25 protein-coding genes are annotated in these 25,668 nt (G+C 60.2%); 15 read left to right on the top strand and 10 right to left on the bottom strand.

The window, feature by feature from the left end:
- Positions 1–47 precede the first annotated feature (47 nt).
- The gene (fliK, locus tag HU731_RS24715) at positions 48–1,625 is read left to right on the top strand and encodes a flagellar hook-length control protein FliK (RefSeq protein WP_186608087.1); all 1,578 of its coding nucleotides are present in this window, start codon (positions 48–50) and stop codon (positions 1,623–1,625) included.
- Positions 1,622–1,951 (top strand): EscU/YscU/HrcU family type III secretion system export apparatus switch protein, encoded by a 330-nt coding sequence (locus tag HU731_RS24710; RefSeq protein ID WP_003189945.1) that lies wholly within the window; start codon positions 1,622–1,624, stop codon positions 1,949–1,951. The genes fliK and HU731_RS24710 overlap by 4 nt, the downstream gene beginning before the upstream one ends.
- Positions 1,952–2,496: 545 nt before the next feature.
- Here HU731_RS24710 and HU731_RS24705 read toward each other — a convergent pair.
- Together HU731_RS24705 and moaB are read right to left on the bottom strand one after the other, a co-directional pair.
- Positions 2,497–3,723, bottom strand: a complete 1,227-nt coding sequence (locus HU731_RS24705) for a molybdopterin molybdotransferase MoeA (protein ID WP_186608088.1) — start codon at positions 3,721–3,723, stop codon at positions 2,497–2,499.
- Complete coding sequence (gene moaB, locus HU731_RS24700) at positions 3,707–4,246, bottom strand: molybdenum cofactor biosynthesis protein B (protein ID WP_014717696.1); 540 nt, start codon at positions 4,244–4,246, stop codon at positions 3,707–3,709. The genes HU731_RS24705 and moaB overlap by 17 nt, the downstream gene beginning before the upstream one ends.
- Positions 4,247–4,322: 76 nt before the next feature.
- Between moaB and mobA the strand changes: the two genes are divergently transcribed.
- Complete coding sequence (mobA, locus tag HU731_RS24695; protein ID WP_186608089.1) at positions 4,323–4,925, top strand: molybdenum cofactor guanylyltransferase MobA; 603 nt, start codon at positions 4,323–4,325, stop codon at positions 4,923–4,925.
- Between the two features lie 79 nt (positions 4,926–5,004).
- Positions 5,005–5,226, top strand: a complete 222-nt coding sequence (locus tag HU731_RS24690; protein ID WP_003189935.1) for a YgdI/YgdR family lipoprotein — start codon at positions 5,005–5,007, stop codon at positions 5,224–5,226.
- A gap of 55 nt (positions 5,227–5,281) precedes the next feature.
- Here the strand turns inward: HU731_RS24690 and HU731_RS24685 are convergent, their stop codons facing one another.
- The 3 genes from HU731_RS24685 to HU731_RS24675 form a co-directional block, all read right to left on the bottom strand.
- Positions 5,282–6,172: a pseudouridine synthase gene (locus tag HU731_RS24685; protein ID WP_186608090.1), complete on the bottom strand. Its 891-nt coding sequence runs from the start codon at positions 6,170–6,172 to the stop codon at positions 5,282–5,284.
- A 69-nt stretch (positions 6,173–6,241) separates the two neighbouring features.
- Entirely contained in the window at positions 6,242–6,577 is a 336-nt protein-coding gene (locus HU731_RS24680; RefSeq protein WP_003189932.1) for a hypothetical protein, read from the bottom strand.
- Positions 6,578–6,651: 74 nt separating this feature from the next.
- The gene (locus tag HU731_RS24675) at positions 6,652–6,888 is read right to left on the bottom strand and encodes a glutaredoxin family protein (protein WP_186608091.1); all 237 of its coding nucleotides are present in this window, start codon (positions 6,886–6,888) and stop codon (positions 6,652–6,654) included.
- A gap of 240 nt (positions 6,889–7,128) precedes the next feature.
- Between HU731_RS24675 and HU731_RS24670 the strand changes: the two genes are divergently transcribed.
- Entirely contained in the window at positions 7,129–8,865 is a 1,737-nt protein-coding gene (locus tag HU731_RS24670) for a cation:proton antiporter (RefSeq protein ID WP_186608092.1), read from the top strand.
- On the opposite strand, the gene HU731_RS24665 is transcribed toward HU731_RS24670, so the two are convergent.
- Complete coding sequence (locus HU731_RS24665) at positions 8,852–10,060, bottom strand: ammonium transporter (RefSeq protein ID WP_186608093.1); 1,209 nt, start codon at positions 10,058–10,060, stop codon at positions 8,852–8,854. The two genes, HU731_RS24670 and HU731_RS24665, sit on opposite strands and share 14 nt — an antisense overlap.
- Before the next feature lie 345 nt (positions 10,061–10,405).
- Here HU731_RS24665 and HU731_RS24660 point away from each other — a divergent pair, with 345 nt between their 5' ends.
- The 7 genes from HU731_RS24660 to HU731_RS24630 all read left to right on the top strand — a co-directional run bounded on the left by HU731_RS24660 (position 10,406) and on the right by HU731_RS24630 (position 18,051).
- Complete coding sequence (locus tag HU731_RS24660; RefSeq protein WP_003189926.1) at positions 10,406–10,720, top strand: ElaB/YgaM/YqjD family protein; 315 nt, start codon at positions 10,406–10,408, stop codon at positions 10,718–10,720.
- 2 nt (positions 10,721–10,722) lie between these two features.
- Positions 10,723–11,127: a phage holin family protein gene (locus tag HU731_RS24655; RefSeq protein ID WP_032892696.1), complete on the top strand. Its 405-nt coding sequence runs from the start codon at positions 10,723–10,725 to the stop codon at positions 11,125–11,127.
- Positions 11,124–11,465 carry a hypothetical protein gene (locus HU731_RS24650; RefSeq protein WP_032892697.1) on the top strand — a complete coding sequence of 114 codons (342 nt, stop codon included), beginning with the start codon at positions 11,124–11,126 and terminating at the stop codon, positions 11,463–11,465. Before HU731_RS24655 ends, HU731_RS24650 begins: the two co-directional genes overlap by 4 nt.
- Before the next feature lie 165 nt (positions 11,466–11,630).
- Positions 11,631–12,962, top strand: coding sequence for a deoxyguanosinetriphosphate triphosphohydrolase (locus HU731_RS24645; RefSeq protein WP_032892699.1), 1,332 nt, complete (start codon positions 11,631–11,633; stop codon positions 12,960–12,962).
- A 167-nt stretch (positions 12,963–13,129) separates the two neighbouring features.
- Entirely contained in the window at positions 13,130–13,531 is a 402-nt protein-coding gene (locus HU731_RS24640; protein ID WP_186608094.1) for a response regulator, read from the top strand.
- 249 nt (positions 13,532–13,780) lie between these two features.
- Positions 13,781–14,407, top strand: a complete 627-nt coding sequence (locus HU731_RS24635; protein ID WP_003189917.1) for a response regulator transcription factor — start codon at positions 13,781–13,783, stop codon at positions 14,405–14,407.
- Between the two features lie 8 nt (positions 14,408–14,415).
- Positions 14,416–18,051, top strand: a complete 3,636-nt coding sequence (locus HU731_RS24630; RefSeq protein ID WP_186608095.1) for a transporter substrate-binding domain-containing protein — start codon at positions 14,416–14,418, stop codon at positions 18,049–18,051.
- A 70-nt stretch (positions 18,052–18,121) separates the two neighbouring features.
- On the opposite strand, the gene HU731_RS24625 is transcribed toward HU731_RS24630, so the two are convergent.
- Together HU731_RS24625 and HU731_RS24620 are read right to left on the bottom strand one after the other, a co-directional pair.
- A complete protein-coding gene (locus tag HU731_RS24625; protein WP_186608096.1) occupies positions 18,122–18,604 on the bottom strand; it encodes a free L-methionine (R)-S-oxide reductase MsrC in 483 nt (160 codons plus the stop codon).
- Complete coding sequence (locus HU731_RS24620) at positions 18,601–19,491, bottom strand: ATP-binding protein (RefSeq protein ID WP_186608097.1); 891 nt, start codon at positions 19,489–19,491, stop codon at positions 18,601–18,603. Before HU731_RS24620 ends, HU731_RS24625 begins: the two co-directional genes overlap by 4 nt.
- Positions 19,492–19,655: 164 nt before the next feature.
- Between HU731_RS24620 and HU731_RS24615 the strand changes: the two genes are divergently transcribed.
- Positions 19,656–21,965, top strand: coding sequence for a hybrid sensor histidine kinase/response regulator (locus tag HU731_RS24615; protein ID WP_186608103.1), 2,310 nt, complete (start codon positions 19,656–19,658; stop codon positions 21,963–21,965).
- Positions 21,966–21,986: 21 nt separating this feature from the next.
- Here the strand turns inward: HU731_RS24615 and HU731_RS24610 are convergent, their stop codons facing one another.
- Together HU731_RS24610 and msrB are read right to left on the bottom strand one after the other, a co-directional pair.
- Positions 21,987–22,472: a glutathione peroxidase gene (locus HU731_RS24610; protein ID WP_186608098.1), complete on the bottom strand. Its 486-nt coding sequence runs from the start codon at positions 22,470–22,472 to the stop codon at positions 21,987–21,989.
- A 152-nt stretch (positions 22,473–22,624) separates the two neighbouring features.
- A complete protein-coding gene (msrB, locus tag HU731_RS24605; RefSeq protein ID WP_186608099.1) occupies positions 22,625–23,017 on the bottom strand; it encodes a peptide-methionine (R)-S-oxide reductase MsrB in 393 nt (130 codons plus the stop codon).
- A 202-nt stretch (positions 23,018–23,219) separates the two neighbouring features.
- Here msrB and HU731_RS24600 point away from each other — a divergent pair, with 202 nt between their 5' ends.
- Positions 23,220–24,431 carry a pyridoxal phosphate-dependent aminotransferase gene (locus tag HU731_RS24600; protein WP_003189906.1) on the top strand — a complete coding sequence of 404 codons (1,212 nt, stop codon included), beginning with the start codon at positions 23,220–23,222 and terminating at the stop codon, positions 24,429–24,431.
- A gap of 304 nt (positions 24,432–24,735) precedes the next feature.
- Positions 24,736–25,623: a protease HtpX gene (htpX, locus tag HU731_RS24595; protein WP_003189904.1), complete on the top strand. Its 888-nt coding sequence runs from the start codon at positions 24,736–24,738 to the stop codon at positions 25,621–25,623.
- Positions 25,624–25,668: the final 45 nt, after the last annotated feature.

The raw sequence follows: 25,668 nt of genomic DNA, 5'->3' as shown, positions 1-25,668 counted from the left end.
GATGCCCTACTCTAAAGAGGGCAATTTCCCCAGAGACCACGCGCACGATGACCGGTGAGATCAACCTTCCTCCACTGCCGCCCACCTCAGCCCCCGGGCCCGCACCGCTGCCGGCTGCCGGCGAGCTGCTCAAGCTGCTGGAACCGCAGGCCGGGTTGATCGGCCCGGGGAAAACCGTGAACGCCGAGGTCATCGCGCTTAAACAAGGCGGCGAGGCCTTTCAGTTGCTGCTCAAGTTGACCCTCGAAGGCGGCCGCCAGACCCTGGTGCAGGCCAGCAGCGCCCAGCCCTTGCCCTTGGGCAGCAATGTAGCGGTGAGCCAGACGCCTGCGGGCAACCTGGCCATCACCTTGCAGCAAGCCATGAGCGCCAACGTGGCCGCCCTCACCCGCCTCGACACCACGCAAATGCCGGTGGGCACGCTGCTGCAAGCCAAGGTGCTGACCACGCAGATGCTGCCCCAGGGCGCGGCGCAACCGGCGATTTATCGCTCGCTGGTGAGTGTGCTCAATAACGCCCTGGCCGGTGCCACCCTGACGCTGGAAAGCCCTCAGCCGCTGAGGGTGGGCAGCTTGCTCAGTGCCGTGGTGCAGAACGCGCAAACCCTGAACTTCGTACCGCTGAGCGGCTTGAAAGACCAACTGGCGGTGGCGCAACAGCTCGCCACCCAGCAAAGTCGCCAAGGCTCGCTGGACGCGGTGTTCACTGCCTTGCAAAACCTGCCCCGTGGCGACAGCACATCGGCTGAGCTGCGGGCCGCCGCCGAGCGATTATTGGCGGCCTTGCCCGATCTGGCGCAGGTCAGCAATCCCAAGGTACTGGCCCAGGTGGTGCAGAACAGCGGCGCCTTTCTGGAAGCCAAATTGCTCGCCGGCCAGAACCCGCAAATCCCACCGCTGGACATGAAAGGCGCGCTATTACGCCTGGTCGCAGACCTGCTGCCTGCCCTGCCCGCCAGCACCAACCTGAACGCGATCCTCGCCGCCAATACCCTGGCCCAGGTGTTGCCACACTTTGTGCGCAGCCCGTTGAACACCCTCGGCCAGGTCGGCGCCCGGCAAATACCCGCCGGCTTCCCGCTGCCCGAGCGACTGATGGCAAAACTTGCAGGTGAAGGCGACCTGGAAAACCTGCTACGCCTGGCCGCCGGGGCGATCTCGCGCTTGCAGAGCCACCAACTGTCGAGCCTGGAACAGACCGGCACCACCGCCGACGGCCGCCTGCAAACCACCTGGCAGTTGGAAATCCCCATGCGCACCCTGCAAGACATCGTGCCGTTGCAGGTCAAGTTCCAGCGCGAGGAACCCGCGCCAGACAAGGACCAGCCCGAACGCAAGGATAAAAAAGACCCGAAACAAATGCTCTGGCGCGTCGAACTGGCCTTCGACATGGAGCCACTGGGCCCCTTGCAGGTTCAGGCGCAGTTGTCCCAGGGCAAACTGTCCAGCCAGCTGTGGGCCAGCCGCCCGTTCACCGCCAGCCTGATCGAAAGCCATTTGGGCAGCCTGCGCGAGCGCCTGGTGTCATCCGGGCTCAACGTCGGCGACCTGGATTGCCATCTGGGCACCCCGCCACGCGGGCCAAAAACCGGACTGGAACAACGCTGGGTGGATGAAACCGCATGAAAAACGCCGCCCCACCCCGCCAAGCCATCGCCCTCAAGTACGACGGCCAACAGGCCCCCACCCTGACGGCCAAAGGCGACGACGCCCTGGCCGAAGCCATCCTCAAATTGGCACGGGAGAACGAAGTACCCATCTATGAAAACCCCGAGCTGGTGAAACTGCTGGCGCGCATGGAACTGGGCGACAGCATTCCGGAGGAGCTGTACCGGACCATTGCCGAAATCATTGCATTTGCCTGGACGTTGAAAGGCAAATTCCCGGTGGGCTACGACCCGGATGCAGGGCCAGTGGAGCGGGATGTGACTGAGCAGGGTGACGATTACTGATTGCTCATGAGCTCCACACACATCCAACTGTGGGAGCTGGCTTGCCTGCGATAGCCATAGGTATCTACACAATTTTGTAGGTTGTAGCAGCCAACGGTAACCACGATGCGAAGCGAGTCGCTCTTGATCTTGATCTGCTTTTGATCTTAAGCGCCCCGTCAAACCACGCTGGCCGGAATTCGACAGGGATTTGGGGGGTAAACCGGCAGGGATGCCGGTTTAGCCGCCCCGCGCCATGGATGGCGCGTGGCGGCGGCCCCCCAAATCACTGGCGGATTACGGGCACACCGAGCCTAAGCGAGGTGCCGAGTGGTGGGGCAAGAGCCCTTTGGTTACTTTGGGGCTTTTCCAAAGTGACCCGCCGTCAGGGCGGAACCCTAAGTGGCCGTTACCGCAGCAATGGATATGTACACAATCCAACTGTGTTGACTGCCAGGCCGCATTCGCGAGCAAGCCCGCTCCCACAGTTGGATCGTGGGGTGTCAGGTAAATAGGGGGCGGCTTTCAGGCCGCTATCGCAAAGCTCCCACATTTTTAGCGCGCGGTCAGCTCAGGACTTCGCTCAAGGGAATAAAATTGACCCGATCGCCGACGGCCAACGTGGTGCCTTCCATCACCTCCACAAACCCCTCAGCCCATGCCGCACTGCGCAGCACCCCGGAGCTTTGGTTGCGGTAGATGATCGCCCTGCCCTGTTCGATCCGCCCGCGCAGGTACTCGCGACGGTTGCCAGGCTTGGGCCAGACAAACCCTGCCGGCACTTCGAAGCGCAGCGGCTGTACCTCGAGCACACCTTGACGGCGCAGCAGATACGGACGCGCCAACAGCGCAAAGGTCACCAGAGTCGAGGCCGGGTTACCCGGCAGGCCGATCACCGGCACACCACGAAAATGCCCGAAGGTCAGCGGCTTGCCCGGCTTGATCGCCAGCTTCCACAGCGCCAACTCACCCTCTTCGCGCAAGGCAATGCCGAGGAAATCCGCTTCGCCCACCGACACACCGCCGGTCGAGAGGATCAGGTCAACGCTGCCCAGCCCCGCCAGGCGCGTACGGGTCTGTTCCAGGTCATCCGGCAGAATTCCGGCATCGATGACTTCACAGCCCATGCGCTCCAGCCAACTGCACAGCACGCGGCGGTTGCTGTTGTAGATCTGCCCAGGGCCGAGCGGCAGCCCTGGCTCGATCAGTTCATCACCAGTCGACAGCACGGCCACGCGCACGCGTCGCACCACCTCGAGTCGATCACGCCCAAGGGACGCGGCCAAACCCAGCTCGATGGGGCCCAGGCGGGTGCCGGCATTGAGTACGGTCTCGCCGACGGTGGTCTCCTGGCCCTGGGGACGGATGTTGTCGCCCTTGTGCAACGGCTCGGTAAAACTCACGCGCTGGTCGGCATGCACCACGGCGTTTTCCTGCATCTGCACACAGTCCGCGCCCTGGGGCAGCGGCGCGCCGGTAAAGATGCGTGCGCAGGTGCCAGCCGCCAACGGTTCAGGTGCAGTGCCGGCGAAAACACGCTGGCTCACCACCAAGGGTTCGCCGGTCCAGTCCGCCAGGCGCAGGGCGTAGCCGTCCATGGCACTGTTGGGCCACGGCGGCAGGTCAAGTGTGGAAATCAGGTCCTGGGCCAATACGCGGCCATCACACTCAGCCAGGGGCAGCACTTGCTGTTCGCGGATCGGCGCCGCGGCGGCCATGTCGAGCAAACGCTGCAAGGCTGCTTCCACCGGCATCAGGGCGCCGGTCTTGCCGGGCTTATCCACGAGATTCACAAGGCTCGGCCTGCTTCAGGTGCGGGACGAAATTGCACGGGCGGTGACGGTTATCCAACTGCTCGGCGAGGATGCCGTCCCAACCGGTGCGCACGGCATTGGTGGAGCCCGGCAGGCAGCACACCAGGGTGCCATTGGCCAACCCCGCCAGGGCGCGCGATTGCACGGTGGAGGTGCCGATATCGGCCACGGAGATCTGGCGGAACAGCTCGCCAAAACCATCGACCTGCTTGTCGAGCAGGCAGCTCACGGCTTCAGGGGTACTGTCGCGGCCGGTGAAGCCGGTGCCGCCGGTAATCAGCACCACTTGCACCACGTCTTCGGCGATCCAGTGGGCCACCTGGGCGCGAATCTTGTAGAGGTCGTCCTTGAGCAGCACGCGCTCGGCCAGGCGGTGGCCCGCGGCGGTGAGGCGGTCGACGAAGACTTGGCCGGAGGTGTCAGTCTCCAGGGTGCGGGTGTCGCTGACGGTCAATACAGCAATATTGAGAGGTACAAAGGGCGCATCGGCCTTGGCTTTCATGGCACGGTCCGGTTGTCGAAGGAACAGCCCGATGTTATATCACAGGCCCCTGTTTACCTGCCGCAGCGCAACCATCATGAGCTTTGAATTTTCCTCCCTGCCGTGTTCGATCCTGTTGCTGGCCGGAGGTCGCGGCCAACGCATGGGCGGCCAGGACAAAGGCCTGCTGGAATGGCGAGGCCAGCCCTTGATCGCCCACCTGCACCAGCTGGCCCGGCCGCTCACCGATGACCTGATCATCTCATGCAACCGCAACCATGAACGCTACGCGCCCTATGCCGACCAACAGGTGAGCGATGACAGCCCGGACTTCCCCGGCCCGCTGGCCGGTATCCGTGCGGGACTCTTCGCCGCACGCCATGCGCATCTGCTGATCTTGCCTTGCGATGTGCCGCAGATCGATGCGCGGTTGCTGGCCGACCTGCGTGCGACCTCACGACGCAACCCGCAGCTACCGGTGATGGTGCGCCAGAGTGAAGACTGGGAACCCTTGCTGTGCATCATCCCCACAAGCCTGAAAAACCAGGTGGAACAGGCGTGGCAAGCGGGTGAACGCAGCCCGCGCAAGCTCTGGCTGCAACTGGGCGCCGTGGCCCTGCAATGCCCGGCCAATGACCCGCGCCTGGCCAATCTTAATACGCCCGAGCTGTTGCACCCCGGGGCTGGCATGTCAGAATGAAGCCTGCACAAGGAACTTTGCCGGCGTCCCGTACGTCACAAGGTCAGCAATTTAAAAGTATTCTCTCGGAGACAAACTCATGACTCAACGGACCATCGCCGCTCTCATGCTTGCACTGGGCCTCGCTACCCTCGCCGGTTGCGCTTCGCCAACAGTGATCACCCTGAATGACGGTCGCGAAATCCAGGCCGTCGACACCCCGAAGTACGATGAAGATTCGGGCTTCTACGAATTCGAACAACTGGACGGCAAGCACACCCGTATCAACAAAGATCAGGTTCGCACCGTTAAAGACCTGTAAGCCTCAGCGCTTGCACACAAGGCCCGCCACGCGCGGGCCTTGTTGTTCCTGGGGGTTACCAGTCCAGGGTGATCTGGCTGCGGAAGCTGCGCTCCTGGCCGCTCACCGGGTCGATAAAGCGCACGCCCTGGGCCAACAGCTTGAGTGGCTTGGCGTAATCGTCCTCGGCATCCTTGATCACTTCGGGGTAGAACGGGTCATTGCAGATGCTCGCCCCCAGCGCCGTCATATGCACGCGCAGCTGGTGCTTCTTGCCGGTCACCGGGGACAGGCCGTAGCGCCATAGATCGCCATTTTTCTCGCGTACCTCTACCGCCGTCTCGGTGTTGCTGGCACCCGGCCCCTCCTGCATGCGAAAGAAGGGTTCGCCATCCACCAGGCGGCTTTTGTGCACCAACGGGAAAGTAAGGTGCGGCAAGGCCGGGGCGATGGCTTCGTAGAATTTGTCGATACGCCGCGTGGGAAACAGTTGCTGATAGGCCGAGCGGCTGTGCGGGTTAGCGGAGAACAGCACCAACCCCGCCGTATGCCGGTCGATGCGGTGCAGAGGTACCAGGGCGGGGTTGTCCAGACGCCGGATCAAGCGCCGCAACAAGGTGTGCTCGACGTACTCGCCAGCGGGTGTCACTGGCAGAAAATGCGGTTTGTCCGCTACCACCAGGTGCTCATCGGCGTACAGGATGTTTTCCTGCACAGGGATCACCCTCTCGTTGGGCACTTCGCGAAAGTAATAGATGCACAGGCCTTCCTTGTAGCCCAGGCCCGGGCTGATCGGGCTGCCATTGACATCCAGCACCCGGCCTCGGGCAATGCGGTCCTGCCACTGTTCACGGCCAATAGCCGGGAAGTGTGCGCACAGGCAGTCGAGCACCGTCACCCAGGAGCCCGGCGGCAAGTACAGGGTGCTGGCTTGGTGCTGGGAGGGGGAAAAACCGGAAGTGGACATGCCGACGCTCGAAGCCTGGAAAACAGGCGGGCATTATCGCCCATGGCGCGCGATTGCCTAGGGCCTATCTCAGGCCTTGGCCAGTTGAGCCCGCAGCACCGGCGAGGCGCTCGCCGCCTCGGTGAATTCCTTGAGCCAGCGCAGCACGTCCACTGCTTCCCAACGGCCCGGGTCATACAGCGCGTAGAGCAAGCCCTGATAACCCACCACATCCAGCTGCTTGTGATAACCGGCGCGCTGGAACAGCGCCTCGATTTCCGCAAAGCAGGTGTTGAAATGCACTTTGTTAAACGGCGTCTTGCCTTCCGTGACCAGGCCATCGAGGCGCAGCTCGTTCACCGCGTCGCGCACCACGTCGGCGGACATGCGATTGACGCTGCTTTTAAGTTGTTCAACATTCACCACGGGCGTTCCCTCTACTCAATCGCTGTACGAATATACAGTAACTGAATATTTGGAAAGCCGCCATCGCATAAATCTCAGCGCAGGAAGGCGACCACCTGACCGGTGTCGAACGGCCAGTCCAGTTCCGCCCCGGTGTCCATGCGGCGAAGCACCGGAATACGAAGGCCGTAGACATCTATCAGGTCCTCGGGATCGGTGATATCCACCAACTCCACCAACAACCCATGTTCGACGAGCGGCATGACCTCGGCTTCGGCGATCTCACACAGATGGCAACCCAGGGTGCCGAACAGCTGGCATTCAGGAAGCATGATGAAAGGACTCAGGTCACAAAACGAACCTCCATTCTAAGCCTAACAAGCCCCTTGTAGGAGCGAGCTTGCTCGCGAAAAACTCCCGTGCGCCGCGTTCATTCAGGAACCGCGCGTTATCGTTGACGTTTTTTGCGAGCAAGCTCGCTCCTACGGTGCAAAAAGCCTGACTCAGATCACCATGGCCTATAACTGATTCAGCAATGCTCGCGGCTTTTTGCCGCTCATCCTGCAACGGAGATGCCTGTGTTCGCCAACCTGCTGATTATCCTGGCCTCATCCCTGGTAGTGATTGCGCTGTTTCGCCGGCTGCAACTGCCGCCCGTGCTGGGCTACCTGTGCGTAGGCCTGGCAGTGGGGCCCACCGCGCTGGACTGGGTCAATGATAACGAAGACCTGCCGGACCTCGCCGAGATGGGCGTGGTGTTCCTGCTGTTTTCCCTGGGGCTTGAGTTTTCCCTGTCGAAAATGTTGGCGCTGCGCAGCGTGGTATTCGGCCTGGGCAGCCTGCAAGTGCTGGGGTGCGGGGCATTGCTGGGCGTTTTGTTGATGGGCTTTGGTCTCGCGCCTGGCATCGCGTTGTTGCTGGGCGCAGGGCTGGCGTTATCGTCCACGGCGATTGTCAGCAAGGAGCTGACCAGCCTCGGGGAGATCTTCAGCAGTCATGGCCAGAATGCGATTGGCGTGTTGCTGTTCCAGGATGTCGTGGCGGTGTTGCTGCTGACATTGGTACCGGTATTTGCCGGCAGCAGCGACCAGGCCTGGTACTGGGCGCTGCCGCTGACCCTGGGCAAGACCGTGGTGCTATTCGTGGGCCTGTTGTTCGCCAGCCGCTGGTTGCTGCCGCGCTTGTTCCGTGAAGTCGCCGCGTCTCATTCGGCGGAGCTGTTTGTGCTGCTGGCGTTGGTGATTGTCTTGCTCACTGCGTGGCTCACCCACCTGCTGGGCCTGTCCCCTGCCCTCGGTGCGTTCCTGGCCGGCATGTTACTGGGCGAGAGTCATTACCGGCACCAGATCGAAGCGGATATCCGCCCGTTTCGCGACATCCTGCTGGGGCTGTTTTTTGTCAGCATCGGCATGCTCATCGACTTGCAATTGTTCGTCAGCCACAGCCTGTTGATCCTCGGCCTGACGCTCACGCTGATGCTGGTCAAGGGCATGGTGGTCGCGGCGCTGGTCAAATGGCGTAACAGCGACACCGAAACGGCCTGGCGCAGCGGCCTGGCGCTGGCCCAGGGCGGCGAGTTCTGCTTTGCGCTGATGGCGCAGATGCAGCAGAGCCGGCTGATTCCCGATGAGTTCAACGGCCTGCTACTGGCGGCTACCTTCTGCTCGATGCTGCTGACACCGCTGCTGTTGCGTGCGGCACCGGCCATCGCCCTGCGCCTGCATCGCAAACCCAACCAGCAAGTGCAACTGGAACACATCACCGCGCTCAACGCTCAATTGCACGGGCACGTGGTGATTTGCGGCTATGGACGGGTAGGCCAGTCCATCGGGCGCTTTATGCGCCGCGAACAACAGGCGTTTATCGCCCTGGATGATGACCCCGAACGGGTGCAGGAAGCCGCCACCGAGGACAGCAGTGTGCATTACGGCGACTGCCGCCGTGGTGCCTTGCTCAGCGCCGTCGGCCTGGAACGGGCGCGGTTGGTGGTGATCGCGGTGGACAACAGTGATGTCGCCCTGGTGGTGCTCAAAGAGGCGCGGCAGATCAACCCCGACGTGCCGATCCTGGTGCGCACCCGCGATGACAGCCAGTTGGCTGAACTCAAGGCCGCGGGCGCCAGCGAAGTGGTGCCCGAGTTGCTGGAGTCGAGCCTGATGCTCGCCGCCCATGCCCTCATCCTGCTGGGCCTGCCGGACCAACAGGTGCAGGCGCGGGTGGATGAAGTACGGCACAACCGCTATCGCCTGCTGCACGGTTTTTACCCACCGCCAACGCCTGACGAAGAAGCGCCGATCAGTCCTGACTGACCGCGCCGATCTTGTGGATCGACAGGTCCGCGCCGTAATACTCCTGCTCCTGGCTCAAGCGCAGCCCTTGCACGCGCTTGATCACGCCGTACACCAGCAAGCCGCCGCCAAACGCTACCGCCACGCCCAACCCGGTGCCGATCAACTGGCTGATCAGGCTCACGCCGCCCAGCCCACCCAGGGCGGCCTGCCCGAAGATGCCGCAGGCAATGCCGCCCCACACACCGCACAAGCCATGCAACGGCCATACGCCCAGCACGTCATCAATCTTCCAGCGCGACTGGGCAGCAATAAAGCACCACACGAACAAGCCGCCTGCGACCACACCCGTGACCAGCGCGCCCACCGGGTGCATCAGGTCGGAACCGGCGCAGATCGCCACCAACCCGGCCAAGGGACCGTTGTGCAGGAACCCCGGATCGTTACGACCAATCACCAAGGCAGCCACGGTGCCACCGACCATGGCCATCAACGAATTGACGGCCACCAGGCCACTGACGCCATTGAGGGTTTGCGCGCTCATCACGTTGAAGCCGAACCAGCCCACGATCAGAATCCACGAGCCCAGCGCCAGGAACGGAATGCTCGACGGCGCAAACGCCACCAGGCGCCCTTCACGGTAACGCCCATTGCGCGGGCCCAGCAGCAACACCGCCGCCAGCGCCAGCCAGCCGCCCATGGCGTGCACCACCACGGAACCGGCAAAGTCGTGGAAGCTGGCGCCAAAGGTTGCGAGCAGCCAGGCTTGCAGGCCAAAGTTGCCGTTCCACACCAGGCCTTCGAAGAACGGGTAGATAAACGCCACGATCAGCGCGGTGGCACACAGCTGCGGCGCGAACTTCGCACGCTCGGCAATCCCGCCGGAAATGATCGCCGGAATCGCCGCGGCAAACGTCAGCAGGAAGAAAAACTTCACCAGGCCGTAGCCATGATCGGCGCTGATCACGGCGGCCGGTTGCAGGAAGCTCACACCGTAGGAGATCCAATAGCCTATAAAGAAATAGGCCAGCGTTGAGATCGCGAAATCGCTGAGGATCTTCGACAAGGCGTTGACCTGGTTCTTCTGGCGCACCGTGCCAACCTCAAGGAAGGCAAAGCCGGCGTGCATGGCCAGCACCATGACCGCGCCAATCAGGATGAACAGGGTGTTGGAACTGTGGACGAGGGTGTCCACCGCGCTTTGCAAGTTTTCCATGGAGGTTGGCAGGCCTGCATCAAGGCAAAAAGCACCAAAGCGGTTCAAGCCAGGGTTTCGCGCACTAAATTGGCACCACCGGCTTCACCCTTCTTCAGAGGGTGTGAGCCGCTTTAGCGCAGCGATCAACACAACAGGCCGTTGCCGACAGGGTTTTTCCGCGAAGTTAAGTGATTTAGGGTAAGGTTTTTCAAGGTTTGCACCTCGACCGCCCGGATTCAGCGCAGGCTCCAAGGCCTGCGCACCAAGGCAAAGCAAAAGCTGTACCACACAATTGCACTGAACCTTCAGCCAACGCCGCGACTCGAAACCACACTTACAGATCAGCTACCCACGGAGACAACCATGGCCGGTAAAACAGCAAAGACTGCTCAAGAGATACTGATGGAGGATTTTCAAACCCTGGTCAGCGATACCGAAAAGTTGCTGGACGACACCGCCGTGCTGGCCGGTGACCAGGCTGACGAGCTACGAACCAAGATCCACGAAAGCCTGCTCAAGGCCCGCGAGACCCTGCAATTGACTGAAGACTCGTTGCGCGAGCGCGGCCAGGCGGCAATCACTGCCACCGAAGACTACGTGCAAGCCAACCCATGGCAGTCAGTCGGCATTGCTGCCGGCGTAGGCTTTTTGATCGGTCTGCTGGCTACAAGGCGCTAACCATGTCTATCGGCGAATCCAGCTCATCTTCGAGCGCACATTCCTCAGCAAGCGGTTCAACTTCCCGACGCCTGGGCGCAGCTGTGCTGGGCTTGCTGCACAGTCATGTCGAGTTGTTTGGCATCGAGTTACAAGAGCAAAAGGCCCGCACCGTCAGCCTTTTGCTGTTTGCCGGCCTGGCGTTAGTGTTTGCCCTGCTGTTGCTGGTGGGGTTGTCGACGCTGGTGATGATCCTGGTGTGGGACACGGGCTATCGCCTCACCGGTATCATCTGCCTCTGCGTGTTCTACAGCCTGGCCGCTGCGTTCTGCGGTGTGCGCTTGAAGGCTGCGGTATTCGATGAATCCACGCCCTTCCACGCCACGCTCGAAGAACTGGCCAATGACCGGGAGCGCCTGCTGCCATGAGCATGACTGAGATCCCGCAAAACACGTCACGCCGGGAAATGCGCAAAGCCTTGATCCGCCTGCGCATGGAAATGCACCGCCAGGAAATCCGGCATGAGTCCCAACAACTCATGGCGCCCCTGCACAAAATGCGCAACATGCGCCACAACTGGCAGGACAGCCTGGGCATCAAGCACGCGCCGTTGTGGGGCGTGGCGGCGGTCACGCTGATGGGCTTCTTTACCGGCAAAGGCGCCAAGGGCGGCAGCATCAGCAGCATCACGCGCCTGGTGCGGCTGGGTGCCGGGTTGATCCCGCTGATCAAGTTGGCCATGCAAAGCTCTTCGCGCAAAAGCTGATACGCGGGAGCCGATGACCGCAATGACCAGACACGTGCTGGTCATTGCGGTTTTTTGCGCTGGCTGTTAATTGATATCGACTCGGCTTACCGCTGGATTCGCTTGCACCACAAAAGCGCAAGCGGGAAGCTGGAACTGTCATTCACCTTACGGAGAACCTGCGCCTTGGATTGGCCCACCCTGCTGACCCGCGAACGTCTTGGAAAACCCCTGCACAGCCCCGAAGAACTGGGCCGCAGCCCCTTCCACAAAGATCACGACCGCATTATTTTCTCCGGCGCGTTCCGGCGCCTGGGGCGCAAGACCCAAGTGCATCCGGTTTCGAGTAACGACCATATCCACACACGCTTGACCCACTCCCTGGAAGTCAGCTGCGTGGGTCGTTCACTCGGTATGCGCGTGGGCGAAACCCTGCGCAGCGCCCTGCCCGACTGGTGCGACCCGAGCGACCTGGGCATGGTGGTGCAATCGGCCTGCCTGGCCCATGACATCGGCAACCCGCCGTTCGGGCACTCGGGCGAAGACGCCATTCGCCACTGGTTCCAACAGGCCGCCGGGCGCGGCTGGCTGGATGACATGAGCAGCGCCGAACGCAATGACTTCCTGAACTTCGAAGGCAATGCCCAGGGTTTTCGGGTGCTCACCCAACTTGAATACCATCAGTTCGACGGCGGCACGCGGCTGACCTACGCCACCTTGGGCACTTACCTCAAATACCCCTGGACCGCCCGCCACGCCGACTCGCTGGGCTACAAGAAACACAAGTTCGGCTGTTACCAGAGCGAGCTGCCGATTCTTGAGCAGATCGCCCACAAGCTTGGCCTGCCCCAGTTGGAGGAACAACGCTGGGCGCGTCACCCGCTCGTCTACCTGATGGAAGCCGCCGACGACATCTGCTATGCGTTGATCGACCTGGAAGACGGCCTGGAAATGGAGCTTCTGCAGTACGCCGAAGTCGAGTCGCTGCTGCTGAACCTGGTCGGCGATGACCTGCCGCAAACCTATCGCCAACTGGGCCCAATGGACTCACGTCGCCGCAAGCTGGCGATCCTGCGCGGCAAAGCCATCGAGCACCTGACCAATGCGGCGGCGCAGGCGTTTGTCGAACAGCAGGACGCCCTGTTGGCCGGCACACTGCCCGGTGACTTGGTGGAACACATGCACGGCCCGGCGAAACGCTGCGTACTGGATGCCAAGGACATGGCGCGCAAGAAAATCTTCCAGGACAAGCGCAAGACACTGCATGAGATCGGGGCCTATACCACCCTGGAAATCCTGCTGAATGCCTTTTGCGGTGCGGCCCTGGAGCAACATGGCGGGCGCACGCCGTCGTTCAAGAACCGGCGCATTCTCGACTTGCTGGGCAATAGCGCGCCGGACCCCGCCTGGCCACTGCACGCCTCGTTCCTGCGTATGATCGACTTCATCGCCGGTATGACGGACAGCTACGCCACCGAAATGGCGCGGGAAATGACCGGACGCTCCAGCCCTCAATAACGACGCCACCCAGCAGCCTGTTCCCTGAAGCGAATTGCCCTACGACGGGAACAGAGCGGCCTGATCGAATTCGTACAGGCGCCCGAAGAATAATCACGCGCGCCCCAACGGACCCACCGAGTAATTCCTGCTGCCCCCATCGACGCTTGTCTCACTGTGTGCTCTTTATGCCCAGCTATTCTCTTCGTATTCTTTTGGTGGAGGATCACCCCTTTCAACTCATGGCCACCCAGTGCCTGCTCAGAAGCTTCGGTTTCGACCAACTGACCCCGGTGGAAAACGCCGAGCAGGCCATACGCGTGATGAGCCAGTGCGACTCCCCCTTCGACCTGATGTTATGCGACCAATGCCTGCCCGACCTGCCCGGGCTTGAACTGGTGGAAATCGCCAGCCGTCGGCGCTTCATCACCAGTGCTATCCTGTTAAGCGGCTTACCGACTTCAGAATTGGCTAACCTGACGATACAAGCGGCACAACGAAGTCTCCCCCTGCTTGGCTACTTATCAAAACCTTTGAACAAAGATGAACTTGAGCGATTAATCCGCTTAACTTTTAACCCGCTCTTGTAGGATTTTAAACATCACATGCAACGAAAAACGATCCGGGGTGCGCCGTAAATCTCCAAGCCTCCCTTCTGGTCAGGGTCATCCTCAAAACGCTCACATGCCCTGTCACGATTACCTAACAACTTGTAGGCCTATACCTTTTTAAATGTAGGAACTTTCCTGTTCTGCATCTACTCCCTGTGAGCTTCATACTGCGCACTCACCTTCTGAGCTAATGTGCCCGCTTTATCTGCACCTGCATGGAAAGTGACTATGAACACAGTTTTTATTATCGATGACCACCCCGTTATCCGGCTTGCCATTCGAATGTTGCTGGAGCACGAAGGTTATAAAGTCGTCGGCGAAACAGATAACGGGTGCGATGCCATACAGATGGTCCGTGAATGCCTTCCAGACCTGGTGATTCTGGACATCAGCATCCCGAAACTTGATGGCCTGGAGGTGCTCTGCCGGTTCAATGCCATGAACACCTCGATGAAAACCCTGGTGCTCACGGCCCAATGCCCCACGCTGTTTGCCACACGGTGCATGCGCTCGGGGGCTGAAGGCTACGTGTGCAAGGAGGGTGACCTGAGCGAGTTGCTGAGTGCCATTCGCGCGGTGCTGTCCGGCTACAACTACTTCCCCAGCCAGGCCTTGAATGGTCCCGGAACGGAAGGCATGGATGCTCAAGAGCTGGAACTGTTCAAGACCGTCAATGACCGGGAGCTGATGGTCCTGCAACTATTTGCACAAGGCCGCACTAACAAGGAAATTGCCAAAGGCATGTTCTTAAGTAACAAGACCGTCAGCACTTATAAAAAGAGACTCATGCAAAAACTTCAAGCCAAATCCTTGGTTGACCTCATCGAGATGGCAAAACGAAACGCGCTAGTGTGAGAAAGCGGATGCCCAGGCGTATAAAGGACTATCTAATCATATTAAGTGCCGGTTTGTACTTCAGCACGACTGTGCTCGCTGAGCACCAAACCAGCCCGGAACGCTTCGCCCTCTTGAGTCGCGCGAGAGCTGTTCAACTGGACACTCATTTTGCCAAGGCCCAGCGCCAGTGGCTGCAGAACAAACGTGAACTAACACTGGGGACATCCACACCTGACTACCCGCCCTTCGACCTCACTTCCAGCGGCCATGATTACGAAGGCCTTACCGCCGACTACGCAGGCTTACTGGCCAAGGCGCTCTCCCTGCCAATCACGGTGATGCGCTACCCCTCTCGAGCGGCGGCCATTCGAGCCCTGGAAGCCGGGGAAATTGACCTGCTGGGTTCCTCCAACGGGTTTGAAGCTGCCAAGCTAAATCTTATCCTCTCCGAACCCTATGCCGTGGACCAGCCGGTACTGGTTACGCGCGAGGGAGAAACCCGCAGCCTCAGCGAAGGCCTCGACGGGCTGCGCCTGAGCCTTGTCTATCACTACCTGCCGCTCAATGAGGTGGAAAAGCTGTACCCCAAGGCGATCATCCGCGCCTACCCGTCGTATCAAAATGCCTTGAATGCAGTGGCCTTCGACCAGGCGGATGTGTTTCTCGGTGACACCATTTCCACCCATTACATGATCAACAAGGGCTACCTCAAAAACATTCGCATGGCCAACTTCGGCAAGCACGAAGCTTATGGTTTCAGTTTTGCCACGCGCCAGGACAACCGGATGTTATTGAGTATTGTCGATTCAGCCCTGGCCTCGGTGCCCATCAACGAAAGGGACAGCATTGCCAAGCGTTGGAGCGCCGGCAGCGACATCCTGCTGACCGACAAGAAACTGCAACTGACCCAGCGCGAAGAGCGCTGGCTCAAAGAGCACCCAGTGGTCACGGTGATCGTCAACGAAACCTTCGCGCCACTGACGTTCTTCGATGCAGACGGCAACTTTCGCGGCATTACCGCCGATTTACTGGAGTTGATTCGCTTGCGCACCGGTCTGCGCTTTTCGGTGCAGCGCGGCCGCGAAGTCAGCGCGATGATAGAACAGGTCGCGGCCCAGAAAGTCGATATGATCGGGGCCATCGTGCCCAGCAACGAACGAGATTCGCAGCTTAATTTCAGTCGCCCCTACCTGGAAAACTCCTATGTATTGTTGACACGCAGAGAGCCAGGTGCGCCCTCGAACATGGAGCAAATGGCAGGCAAGCGTCTGGCAATCACCCGAGGCAGTCCCCTGGCCGCGACCTTGAGCAAAGACTTCCCGCAGGTCCAACTGGTGGAAACCAGTGATACGTTCAGAGCATCGGAGCTGCTCGCACAGGGACAAGTGGATGGGGCAGTGAACACCCTGGTGATCGCCAACTACTTCCTGTCCTCCCAGGTCTTCCAGGACAAGTTGCAAATCAGCGCCAGCATCGGCACGACCCCCGCGACCTTCACCCTGGCCACCTCGCGCCAGGCCACGGAATTGAGCTCGATCCTCGACAAGGCCCTGCTCAGCATTGCCCCGGATGAAATGGGCGTGATCAACAGCCGCTGGCGTGGCTACACCGCCGCGTCCGATAGTTACTGGCGTAACTACCATCAACTGATCGCGCGAATCATCATCGGCACCGGGCTGTTGCTATTGATTTCCCTGGCCTGGAACGCCTACATGCGGCGCCAGATCAAGCATCGAAAAATGGCCGAACGCGCCCTCAACGATCAGTTCGAGTTCATGCGCGCATTGGTCAATGAAACGCCGCATCCTATCTACGTGCGCGACCGCAATGGGCTGCTGCAGACCTGTAACGACAGCTACCTGCAGGTGTTCGACGTCAAGCGCGAAGAGGTGATCGGCAAAAGCGTGACCCAGATGAGCATGGCCCTCGCGTCGGAGGCGGCCCAGTACCATGCTGACTATCTGCGCGTGGTCGCCGAGGGCAACCCGTTGATCCTTGATCGCAGCCTGCATATCCATGACAAGAAGCTGACCATCTATCACTGGATTTTGCCCTACCGAGACTCCACGGGTGAAGTTCAAGGCATCATCGGTGGCTGGATCGATATCAGCGACCGACGCCAGCTATTCGATGAACTACGCACTGCCAAGGAGCGCGCCGACGAAGCCAACCGCGCCAAAAGCACGTTCCTGGCCACCATGAGCCACGAGATTCGCACCCCGATGAACGCTGTTATCGGCATGCTCGAGCTGACGCTCAAGCGCGCCGACCAAGGGCACCTTGACCGACCGGCAATAGAGGTGGCGTACAACTCGGCCAGAGACCTGCTGGAGCTGATCGGTGACATCCTCGACATCGCGCGTATCGAGTCCGGCCGCCTCAGCCTGGCCCCGGAGCGTGTCAACTTGCGGGAGGTGATTGAATCAGTGGTGCGCGTCTTCGACGGTCTTGCGCGGCAGAAAACCCTCAGCCTGTTGCTGGAGTTCAAGCCCGACCTGAACGATATCGAGGTGTTGATAGACCCTCTGCGCTTCAAGCAAGTGCTATCGAACCTTGTGAGCAACGCGATCAAGTTCACCGAACAGGGGCAGGTCAAGATCAAGGTTGAGCTGCAGCCTACGCAGGCACCGGAGCAGATCGAGCTGAAACTGGTGGTAGAAGACACCGGCATCGGCATCAGCCGGGAAGACCAATTGCGCCTGTTCGAACCCTTTGCCCAAGCGGACAACTCCGGGCAATTGGCCCGCAGTGGCGCAGGCCTGGGGCTGGTGATCTGCCGCAGCCTGTGCGCGATGATGGGCGGCCAATTGAGCCTGAGCAGCGTGCCCATGGTGGGCACACAGGTGCACGTCAACCTCAGCATGCCGCGCCTGCAAGCGATCCAGACGGAGGGTGACCACACGCCGCAAACGCCGGCCACGGCGCTGGTGCTTAACGTACTGGTGGTAGACGACCACCCGGCGAACCGCCTGCTGATGTGCCAGCAACTGGGCTACCTGGGGCATAAGTTCACCGCTGCCGAACACGGCGCCGCAGGGTTCCAGGCCTGGCGTAAAGAGCATTTCGACCTGGTGATTGCCGACTGCAACATGCCCATCATGAATGGCTATGAACTGAGTCGCTCAATCCGTGAGTATGAGCAGCGCGAACAATTGGTGCCCTGCGTGGTACTGGGCTTTACCGCCAACGCCCAGCCAGAAGAGAGGCAGCGGTGCGTGCAAGCCGGCATGGATGACTGCCTGTTCAAGCCCATCAGCCTAACCGTGTTGGAGCGCCAACTGGCACACATTGTCCCTAAAGCCGTGCACCAACGATTGGACCTTGAATGCCTGGAGGCATTGACCGGCGGTGACCCCCATTTGAGTCGACGCCTGCTGGAGGAACTACTGAGCAGCAGCCATCAAGACCGCCAGATCCTTATCGATCTGCTGGATCGACAGGCTCCACTCTCGGAAATTATCGAGCAAGCCCACAAGATCAAGGGCGCAGCCCGTATCGTGCAAGCCCACTCGTTGGCGGGGCAATGCGAAGCCTTGGAGCAAAGCTGTTCGCGCAACGAGGAGTGGGCCGTGATCGAAAGCGGTATCAGGGCCCTGGAACAACTCATGCTGGAATTGGAAAGGATGCTGCAGGTTCAACTGGATGAGCTGCAAGGCCAATAAGCGCCAGGGCCGGTGGCGGCAGGAGTGAGCAAACGCGCCCCTACCCCAACCGGCCTTAGCACCCGCCGCTTCAGCAGTCGGTCAACCGCAGGAAAATCTCCGCCAGGCGCTCAATGCCCACTTGGTCCTGAGGGGTGAACCGGGCCAGCAACGGGCTGTCGAGGTCAAGGACGCCAATCAGTCGACCTTCCTTGACCAAGGGCACTACCAACTCACTGTTCGAAGCGCTGTCACAGGCAATATGGCCTGGGAACGCGTGCACATCCTCCACGCGCTGGGTTTGCCGTGAAGCCGCAGCCGCACCACACACGCCACGACCAAACGGAATGCGCACACAGGCGATCTGCCCCTGAAAGGGACCAAGCACCAGTTCTTCATTGCGATTGAGGTAAAAGCCCGCCCAGTTCAAGTCATCCAGCTGGTTGAACAGGAACGCGGAAAACTGCGCACTGTTGGCAATAAAATCGCGCTCATCAGCCAACAGCGACTCCAGTTGCGCGCACAGCATGGCGTAGCCATCAAGGCCGCTGCCGGCCTGTTGTAAATCGATCATGGTTGACGTTCCAGCAATTTAAGACCCACCCAGTAACGGGCAAATTGATAGGCACACCGACCATTGCGGTTGCCGCGCCCGGTGGCCCAACGCACCGCGAGGACATCAAGCTGCTCATCGCGCTGCCACTGCAAGCCGGCCTTGCTGGCCAACTCGCCGATCCAGTGCTCCACCACATCCAGGAAATGCTCCTGGCTAAACGGGTAGAACGACAGCCACAGGCCAAAACGATCCGACAAGGCAATCTTGTCTTCAACCGCCTCGCTCGGGTGCAATTCGCCATCCACGCGCTTCCAGTTGTCATTGTCGCTCTGGTTTTCCGGCACCAGGTGGCGGCGGTTGGACGTGGCATACAGCAGCACGTTTTCCGGCGCCTGTTCCAGGGAGCCATCGAGCACGCTCTTGAGCACGCGATAGTCGCCCTCTCCCGCTTCAAACGACAGGTCATCGCAAAACAAAATAAAGCGTTGTGGTAGCTTGATCAGTTGCTCGACCACACGGGGCAGGTCCGCCAGGTGGTCACGCTCGATCTCGATAAGACGCAGGCCCGCCTTGGCATGCTGGGCGAGCAAGGCACGGACCATGGAAGACTTGCCGGTGCCACGCGAACCCCACAACAGTGCATGGTTGGCGGGCAAGCCGTCGAGGAACTGTTGGGTGTTACGCGCCAGTTGTTCACGTTGTTTATCCACACCGATCAGGTCCGACAGGCGCATGTCCAGGCTGACCTCCAGCGGCAACAGGAAGCCACTGCGGCCTTCGCGCTGCCAACGGGCTGCCAGGCATTGGTGCCAGTCGATCGCTTGGCGCGGGGCGGGTAACAACGGTTCCAGGCGAGCCAGCACCGCATCGGCGCGCTCCAGAAAGGCATTCAATCGAGAATCCACAGCTATTCCTCTGGCAAGTTCTTGCAAAAGATGGCGTATTGGCAACCCTGCGTCACACTGCATGGGCTGCATCAAACAAACGATTCATGCCGGGCGAGCCAAAGCTTGTGGATGTTCAGCTATGCTTGCCAGGCGAAGGGAAACGCTAAGTGGTTCAACACTCGATGGATATCAAGTTCGCCCACCGCTTGTCTTATAAACAAGCCAGATTGACTGTGCTGGTCGGTTTCGTCTTGGGAACCTTGCTCAGCCTGATCCAAATTGGCATTGATTATGCCAGTGAAGACGCATCCATCAACCGTGAAATACGCTCACTGATTGAAATCAGCCATAACCCGGCTTCACGTATCGCCTACAACATCGATGCCGAACTCGCCCAGGAACTGACCCTGGGCCTGCTGCACTCCCCTGCCATCATCCGCGCGCAGTTGATCGACAACAATGGCGTGGTGCTGGCCGACGTCAACCGCCCGCGCAAAGAAAGCAACTATCGGCCCGTCAGCGATTTTCTGTTTGGTGCCAATCGCCAGTTCGAAGACCGGCTGTTTCTCAGCCATATGCCCAACGACTCACTCGGTGTGCTGCGCCTGGACGTCGATACCTATGCCTTTGGCAGCCGTTTCTTGCATCGCGCCGAAATCACCCTGCTCAACGGCTTCGCCCGTAGCCTACTGCTCACCGGGATTTTACTCGGCCTGTTCTACGTAATGCTCACCCAACCGCTGGTGCGCATTATCCGCGAGCTGAGCACACGCAAACAGGCGCGCCTGGATTGCCCGCCGGGGCACGAACACGATGAAATCGGCGTGCTGGTCAACGTCGCCAATCAACAGTTCGAAAACATGGAAACCGAGATCCAGCAGCGGCGCCACGCCGAGGACCGCCTCACGGAGTACCTGGGGCAACTGGAAAATATCGTTTCGGCGCGCACCCTTGAACTCAAGGCCAGCAACCAACGCTTGAGCCAGTCCAACGATGAGCTGGAGGCTGCGAAAATGACAGCGCTGGGCATGGCCCAGGCGCGGGCGGCGTTCCTGGCCAATATGAGCCATGAAATCCGCACGCCACTCAATGGGCTGCTGGGCATGATTGCCCTGTCACTGGACAGCCCGCTGACTGCCGAACAGCGCCAGCAACTGTCCATTGCCCATGACTCAGGCAAAGTGCTGGTGGAGTTGCTCAACGATATCCTCGACCTGTCCAAATTCGACGCCGGCCAACTGGAACTGGAGCATATCCCGTTCGACCTGGGCTCCCTGGTTGAAGACACCGCCAACCTGCTGTCACAAAACGCCGCGCCGAGTGTGGAACTGACCTGCCTGATCGACCCGCAATTTCCCGCCCAGGTGATCGGTGACCCGACCCGTGTGCGGCAAATCGTCAGCAACCTGCTCTCCAATGCCTTGAAGTTCACCCGCTTCGGTCGCGTCGATGTGCGCCTGCACGCCTTGGAGGGCCGGGTCAGCATCGAAGTGTGCGACACCGGCATCGGCATCGCCCAGGAAGCCCAGGTGAAAATTTTCCAGCCGTTCACCCAGGCCGGCGCAGGCATCACCCGTCAGTTTGGCGGCACGGGTTTAGGCCTGGCACTGACCCATAACCTGTGCGAAGCCATGCAAGGCCGCTTGAGTATCAGCTCGGAGGTGGGCTTTGGCAGCCAGTTCTGCGCCGATCTACCGCTGCCCGCGCATTTGCCTGCCACACGCTATGCACCGCTCACGGGCGAGGTGATCGCCATCACCAACGCCGGCGGCGGGCTGACCGAGCTGCTCACCACCCTGCTGCCCTCTTGGGGGCTGACGCCGCGCTGTTATTCCCAGGACGATGATCTGAGCGGGCTGGCGCCCGACCTGTTGATCACCGACTGCCCTGAATGCTTGTTCCGCTTGCGCCCGGGCATCAGCGCGCCGATTCTGCTGGTCACCGCCTACGGCAACTTTTTGCCCAGCGAAGAAGTCGCGGCCCTGGCGCCGCTGCAGCAACAAGCCCGCCCGTTGAGCCGTAACGCGCTGTACCAGATCCTGCAACGCAACCTGCGCAGCGACGCGCAACTGGTGCTCGACCCCGTTCAGATAGAAACCGCACCGCTTGCGCACCGTGCGCGCATCCTGTTGGTGGAGGACAACGCCGTCAATCAACTGGTGGCCAAGGGCATGCTCAGCAAGCTCGGGTGCGAGGTGATCATAGCGGCCCACGGTGGCGAAGCCCTCAAGCTTCTGGAGGAGCAGCGCTTCGATATGGTGTTGATGGACTGCAACATGCCCGTGATGGATGGCTATGAGGCCAGCCGACAGATTCGCCGCAGCGGGCGTTGGCCGGACTTGCCCATCGTGGCCTTGACCGCCAATGCGATGGCCGAAGAACGCGAGCGTTGCCGGGCCGCGGGAATGAACGATTACCTGGCCAAGCCGTTTCGCCGCGAAGAACTTAACGCGCTGCTGGAACTGTGGGTACCGAAGACCACCAGCCTCTGACGGGTACCCGCAGTGCCCAGCTCACTTGAGCAGGGCTTCGATTTCCTGGGTCAAGTCCTGGGGCTTGGTGGTTGGCGCAAAACGCTTGACCTGCTGGCCATCACGGCCGATGAGAAACTTGGTGAAGTTCCACTTGATGTTCTTGGAACCCAGCAGCCCCGGAGCCTGTTTTTTCAACTGCACGAACAGCGGGTGGGCATCGCTGCCATTGACGTCGACTTTCTTGAACAGCGGAAAACTGACGCCGAAGTTCAACTCGCAAAACTCGGATATCGCGCCTTCGTTGCCCGGCTCCTGCTTGCCGAACTGGTTGCAGGGAAAGCCGAGCACCACCAGGCCCTGGTCCTTGTATTGCTGCCAAAGTTGCTCGAGGCCCTTGTACTGCGGGGTGAAGCCGCATTTGCTGGCGGTGTTGACCACCAGAATGGCCTTGCCGGCAAAATCGGCCAAGGTCTTTTGTTCACCCTTGATGGTGGTGCAAGGGATGCTCAGCAGGGAGTCGCTCATGGCAATGCCTCAAGTCAGCGGAAAAAGAGCCTTATTCGTGTAGGAGCGAGCTTGCTCGCGAAAAACTCCCAGACGCCGCGCTCATTCAGGCGCCCCGCGTTATCGTTGGCGTTTTTCGCGAGCAAGCTCGCTCCTACGGGGGCTACGCGAGCCTAGCGCGGCACCAGATCCAGGCATACCGAGTTGATGCAATAGCGCAGGCCCGTCGGCGGTGGACCGTCCGGGAACACATGCCCCAGGTGTGCGTCACACTTGGCACAAGTGACTTCGGTGCGAATCATGCCGTGACTGACGTCGCGGATCTCGACCATCGCACTATCGGCAATCGGCTCATAGAAGCTGGGCCAGCCGCAGCCGGAATCAAACTTGGCCTTGGAATCGAACAGCGGCGCGTTGCAGCAGATGCAATGGTAGACGCCGTCGGTCTTGGTCGCGTTGTACTTGCCGCTGAACGGTCGCTCGGTACCCTTGAGACGGCACACGTTGTACTGCTCCGGATCAAGCATCGCCTTCCATTCATCTACAGTTTTCTGCAACTTTTCCATCGGTACACCTCGGCAACTGAAAAACCCTGATCTGTGTCTTTTCCATGGATCAGGCGGCACGTATGATTGCGCCTCTTCAAAACGCCAGTCTGGCACCCGCGCCACCGGCATTCAAACGTATTTATGGGTGCGGGCCGTGCAGGCTTCACCCTACGGTAGTGCCTACGCCGTCGGGATCGTTCATTTTCAGGATCACATCGCCATGCAGGTCAGCAAATCGAACAAGCTCGCCAACGTCTGCTACGACATTCGCGGCCCAGTGCTCAAGCACGCCAAACGCCTGGAAGAGGAAGGCCATCGCATCCTCAAGCTGAACATTGGCAACCCGGCGCCGTTTGGTTTCGAAGCGCCGGACGAAATCCTCCAGGATGTGATCCGCAACCTGCCGACCGCCCAGGGTTACAGCGATTCCAAGGGCCTGTTCAGCGCGCGCAAGGCGGTGATGCAGTACTACCAGCAGAAACAGGTCGAAGGTGTCGGCATCGAGGACATCTACCTGGGCAACGGCGTGTCCGAGCTGATCGTGATGTCCATGCAGGCATTGCTCAACAATGGCGATGAAGTCCTGGTGCCAGCACCGGATTACCCGTTGTGGACCGCCGCCGTGACCCTGGCGGGCGGCCATCCGGTGCATTACCTGTGTGACGAAGGCGCCGACTGGTTCCCGGACCTGGCCGACATCAAGGCCAAGATCACCCCCAACACCAAGGCCCTGGTGATCATCAACCCGAACAACCCTACAGGCGCCGTTTATTCCAAAGAAGTGCTGCTGGGCATGCTGGAGCTGGCGCGCCAGCACAACCTGGTGGTGTTCTCCGACGAGATCTACGACAAGATCCTCTACGATGACGCCGTACATATCTGTACTGCTTCCCTGGCGCCGGACCTGCTGTGCCTGACCTTCAATGGCCTGTCCAAGTCCTACCGCGTGGCGGGGTTCCGCTCCGGCTGGATCGCCATCTCCGGGCCCAAGCACAATGCGCAAAGCTACATCGAAGGCATCGACATGCTGGCCAACATGCGCCTGTGCGCCAACGTACCGAGCCAGCACGCGATCCAGACCGCCCTCGGCGGCTACCAGAGCATCAATGACCTGATCCTGCCTCAAGGTCGCCTGCTGGAGCAGCGTAACCGCACTTGGGAGTTGCTCAATGCCATTCCAGGCGTGAGCTGTGTGAAGCCCATGGGTGCGCTCTACGCGTTCCCGCGGATCGACCCGAAAGTCTGCCCGATCCTCAACGACGAGAAGTTCGTGCTCGATTTGCTGCTGTCAGAAAAACTGCTGGTCGTGCAAGGCACCGCGTTCAACTGGCCGTGGCCGGATCACTTTCGCGTAGTGACCTTGCCACGCGTGGATGACCTGGAGATGGCCATTGGTCGCATCGGCAACTTCCTGAAGTCCTATCGCCAGTAAGGCAATTGACGCTGTACGACTCACAAAGGGTCGTACAGCGATCATCTAGCAACACTTCTGTGTCACTTACTTGCGGTTGTACTTCATTTGGCCCCAGCCGATGACGTACCCCCTATAATCACGGGGCGGCGAGGTCATATCGGGTTGATCAAGGCTGACAATACAGGTCGGAAAATCCCTTCAACGCCCTACGCCCGAGGTGTAGGACACAGTTTGAAATAGTCCCCCGGTTGAATCACCCCATGCCGCACCTTATATACCCCGCAGTGAGCGACATATTAAGCATGAGGAGAATTCTACAACCATGATGCGCATCCTGCTGTTCTTGGCCACTAACCTGGCGGTCGTACTGATTGCCAGCGTCACCCTGAGCCTTTTTGGCTTCAACGGGTTCATGGCGGCCAATGGGGTTGATCTGAACCTCAATCAGCTGCTGATTTTCTGTGCGGTCTTTGGTTTCGCCGGCTCGCTGTTCTCGCTGTTCATCTCCAAGTGGATGGCGAAGATGAGCACCAGCACCCAGATCATCACTCAACCCCGCACTCGTCATGAACAATGGCTGATGCAAACCGTGGAGCAGTTGTCTCAGGAAGCTGGCATCAAAATGCCCGAAGTGGGGATTTTTCCAGCTTATGAGGCCAACGCCTTTGCGACCGGCTGGAACAAGAACGACGCGCTGGTGGCCGTGAGCCAGGGCCTGCTGGAGCGGTTTTCGCCCGATGAAGTCAAGGCGGTGCTGGCCCACGAGATCGGCCACGTAGCCAACGGCGACATGGTCACCCTGGCGCTGGTACAGGGCGTGGTGAACACCTTCGTGATGTTCTTTGCGCGGATCATCGGCAACTTCGTCGACAAGGTCATCTTCAAGAACGAAGAAGGCCGTGGCATTGCCTACTTCGTGGCGACCATTTTCGCTGAGTTGGTCCTGGGCTTCCTGGCCAGCGCCATCGTGATGTGGTTCTCGCGCAAACGCGAGTTCCGCGCCGACGAAGCCGGCGCACGCCTGGCGGGCACCAGCGCAATGATCGGCGCGCTGCAACGCTTGCGCTCCGAACAGGGCCTGCCGGTGCATATGCCCGACAGCCTGACGGCCTTCGGCATCAACGGCGGCATCAAGCAGGGCCTGGCTCGCCTGTTCATGAGCCACCCGCCGCTGGAAGAGCGGATTGACGCACTGCGTCGCCGGGGCTGATAGCCTGATGACTCGACAAGGGGCGATCTGATCGCCCCTTTTTTG

It is taken from the genome of Pseudomonas salmasensis, from assembly GCF_014268375.2.
Taxonomy (GTDB): Bacteria; Pseudomonadota; Gammaproteobacteria; order Pseudomonadales; family Pseudomonadaceae; genus Aquipseudomonas; species Aquipseudomonas salmasensis.
Note: the sequence above shows the minus strand (reverse complement) of the source record. Positions and strands in the feature narration are given on the sequence as shown.

What these genes read in the sequence shown, in the direction of transcription:
- HU731_RS24670 (WP_186608092.1), top strand. Translation starts at nt 7,129, where the DNA reads ATGCCTGTGTTCGCCAACCTGCTGATTATCCTGGCCTCATCCCTGGTA.
- fliK (WP_186608087.1), top strand. Translation starts at nt 48, where the DNA reads ATGACCGGTGAGATCAACCTTCCTCCACTGCCGCCCACCTCAGCCCCC.
- HU731_RS24660 (WP_003189926.1), top strand. Translation starts at nt 10,406, where the DNA reads ATGGCCGGTAAAACAGCAAAGACTGCTCAAGAGATACTGATGGAGGAT.
- HU731_RS24615 (WP_186608103.1), top strand. Translation starts at nt 19,656, where the DNA reads ATGGATATCAAGTTCGCCCACCGCTTGTCTTATAAACAAGCCAGATTG.
- HU731_RS24675 (WP_186608091.1), bottom strand. Translation starts at nt 6,888, where the DNA reads ATGCTTCCTGAATGCCAGCTGTTCGGCACCCTGGGTTGCCATCTGTGT.
- HU731_RS24600 (WP_003189906.1), top strand. Translation starts at nt 23,220, where the DNA reads ATGCAGGTCAGCAAATCGAACAAGCTCGCCAACGTCTGCTACGACATT.
- HU731_RS24685 (WP_186608090.1), bottom strand. Translation starts at nt 6,172, where the DNA reads ATGTCCACTTCCGGTTTTTCCCCCTCCCAGCACCAAGCCAGCACCCTG.
- HU731_RS24610 (WP_186608098.1), bottom strand. Translation starts at nt 22,472, where the DNA reads ATGAGCGACTCCCTGCTGAGCATCCCTTGCACCACCATCAAGGGTGAA.
- HU731_RS24630 (WP_186608095.1), top strand. Translation starts at nt 14,416, where the DNA reads ATGCCCAGGCGTATAAAGGACTATCTAATCATATTAAGTGCCGGTTTG.
- HU731_RS24635 (WP_003189917.1), top strand. Translation starts at nt 13,781, where the DNA reads ATGAACACAGTTTTTATTATCGATGACCACCCCGTTATCCGGCTTGCC.
- HU731_RS24650 (WP_032892697.1), top strand. Translation starts at nt 11,124, where the DNA reads ATGAGCATGACTGAGATCCCGCAAAACACGTCACGCCGGGAAATGCGC.
- HU731_RS24710 (WP_003189945.1), top strand. Translation starts at nt 1,622, where the DNA reads ATGAAAAACGCCGCCCCACCCCGCCAAGCCATCGCCCTCAAGTACGAC.
- HU731_RS24640 (WP_186608094.1), top strand. Translation starts at nt 13,130, where the DNA reads ATGCCCAGCTATTCTCTTCGTATTCTTTTGGTGGAGGATCACCCCTTT.
- HU731_RS24665 (WP_186608093.1), bottom strand. Translation starts at nt 10,060, where the DNA reads ATGGAAAACTTGCAAAGCGCGGTGGACACCCTCGTCCACAGTTCCAAC.
- mobA (WP_186608089.1), top strand. Translation starts at nt 4,323, where the DNA reads ATGAGCTTTGAATTTTCCTCCCTGCCGTGTTCGATCCTGTTGCTGGCC.
- HU731_RS24655 (WP_032892696.1), top strand. Translation starts at nt 10,723, where the DNA reads ATGTCTATCGGCGAATCCAGCTCATCTTCGAGCGCACATTCCTCAGCA.
- msrB (WP_186608099.1), bottom strand. Translation starts at nt 23,017, where the DNA reads ATGGAAAAGTTGCAGAAAACTGTAGATGAATGGAAGGCGATGCTTGAT.
- HU731_RS24690 (WP_003189935.1), top strand. Translation starts at nt 5,005, where the DNA reads ATGACTCAACGGACCATCGCCGCTCTCATGCTTGCACTGGGCCTCGCT.
- htpX (WP_003189904.1), top strand. Translation starts at nt 24,736, where the DNA reads ATGATGCGCATCCTGCTGTTCTTGGCCACTAACCTGGCGGTCGTACTG.
- HU731_RS24625 (WP_186608096.1), bottom strand. Translation starts at nt 18,604, where the DNA reads ATGATCGATTTACAACAGGCCGGCAGCGGCCTTGATGGCTACGCCATG.
- moaB (WP_014717696.1), bottom strand. Translation starts at nt 4,246, where the DNA reads ATGAAAGCCAAGGCCGATGCGCCCTTTGTACCTCTCAATATTGCTGTA.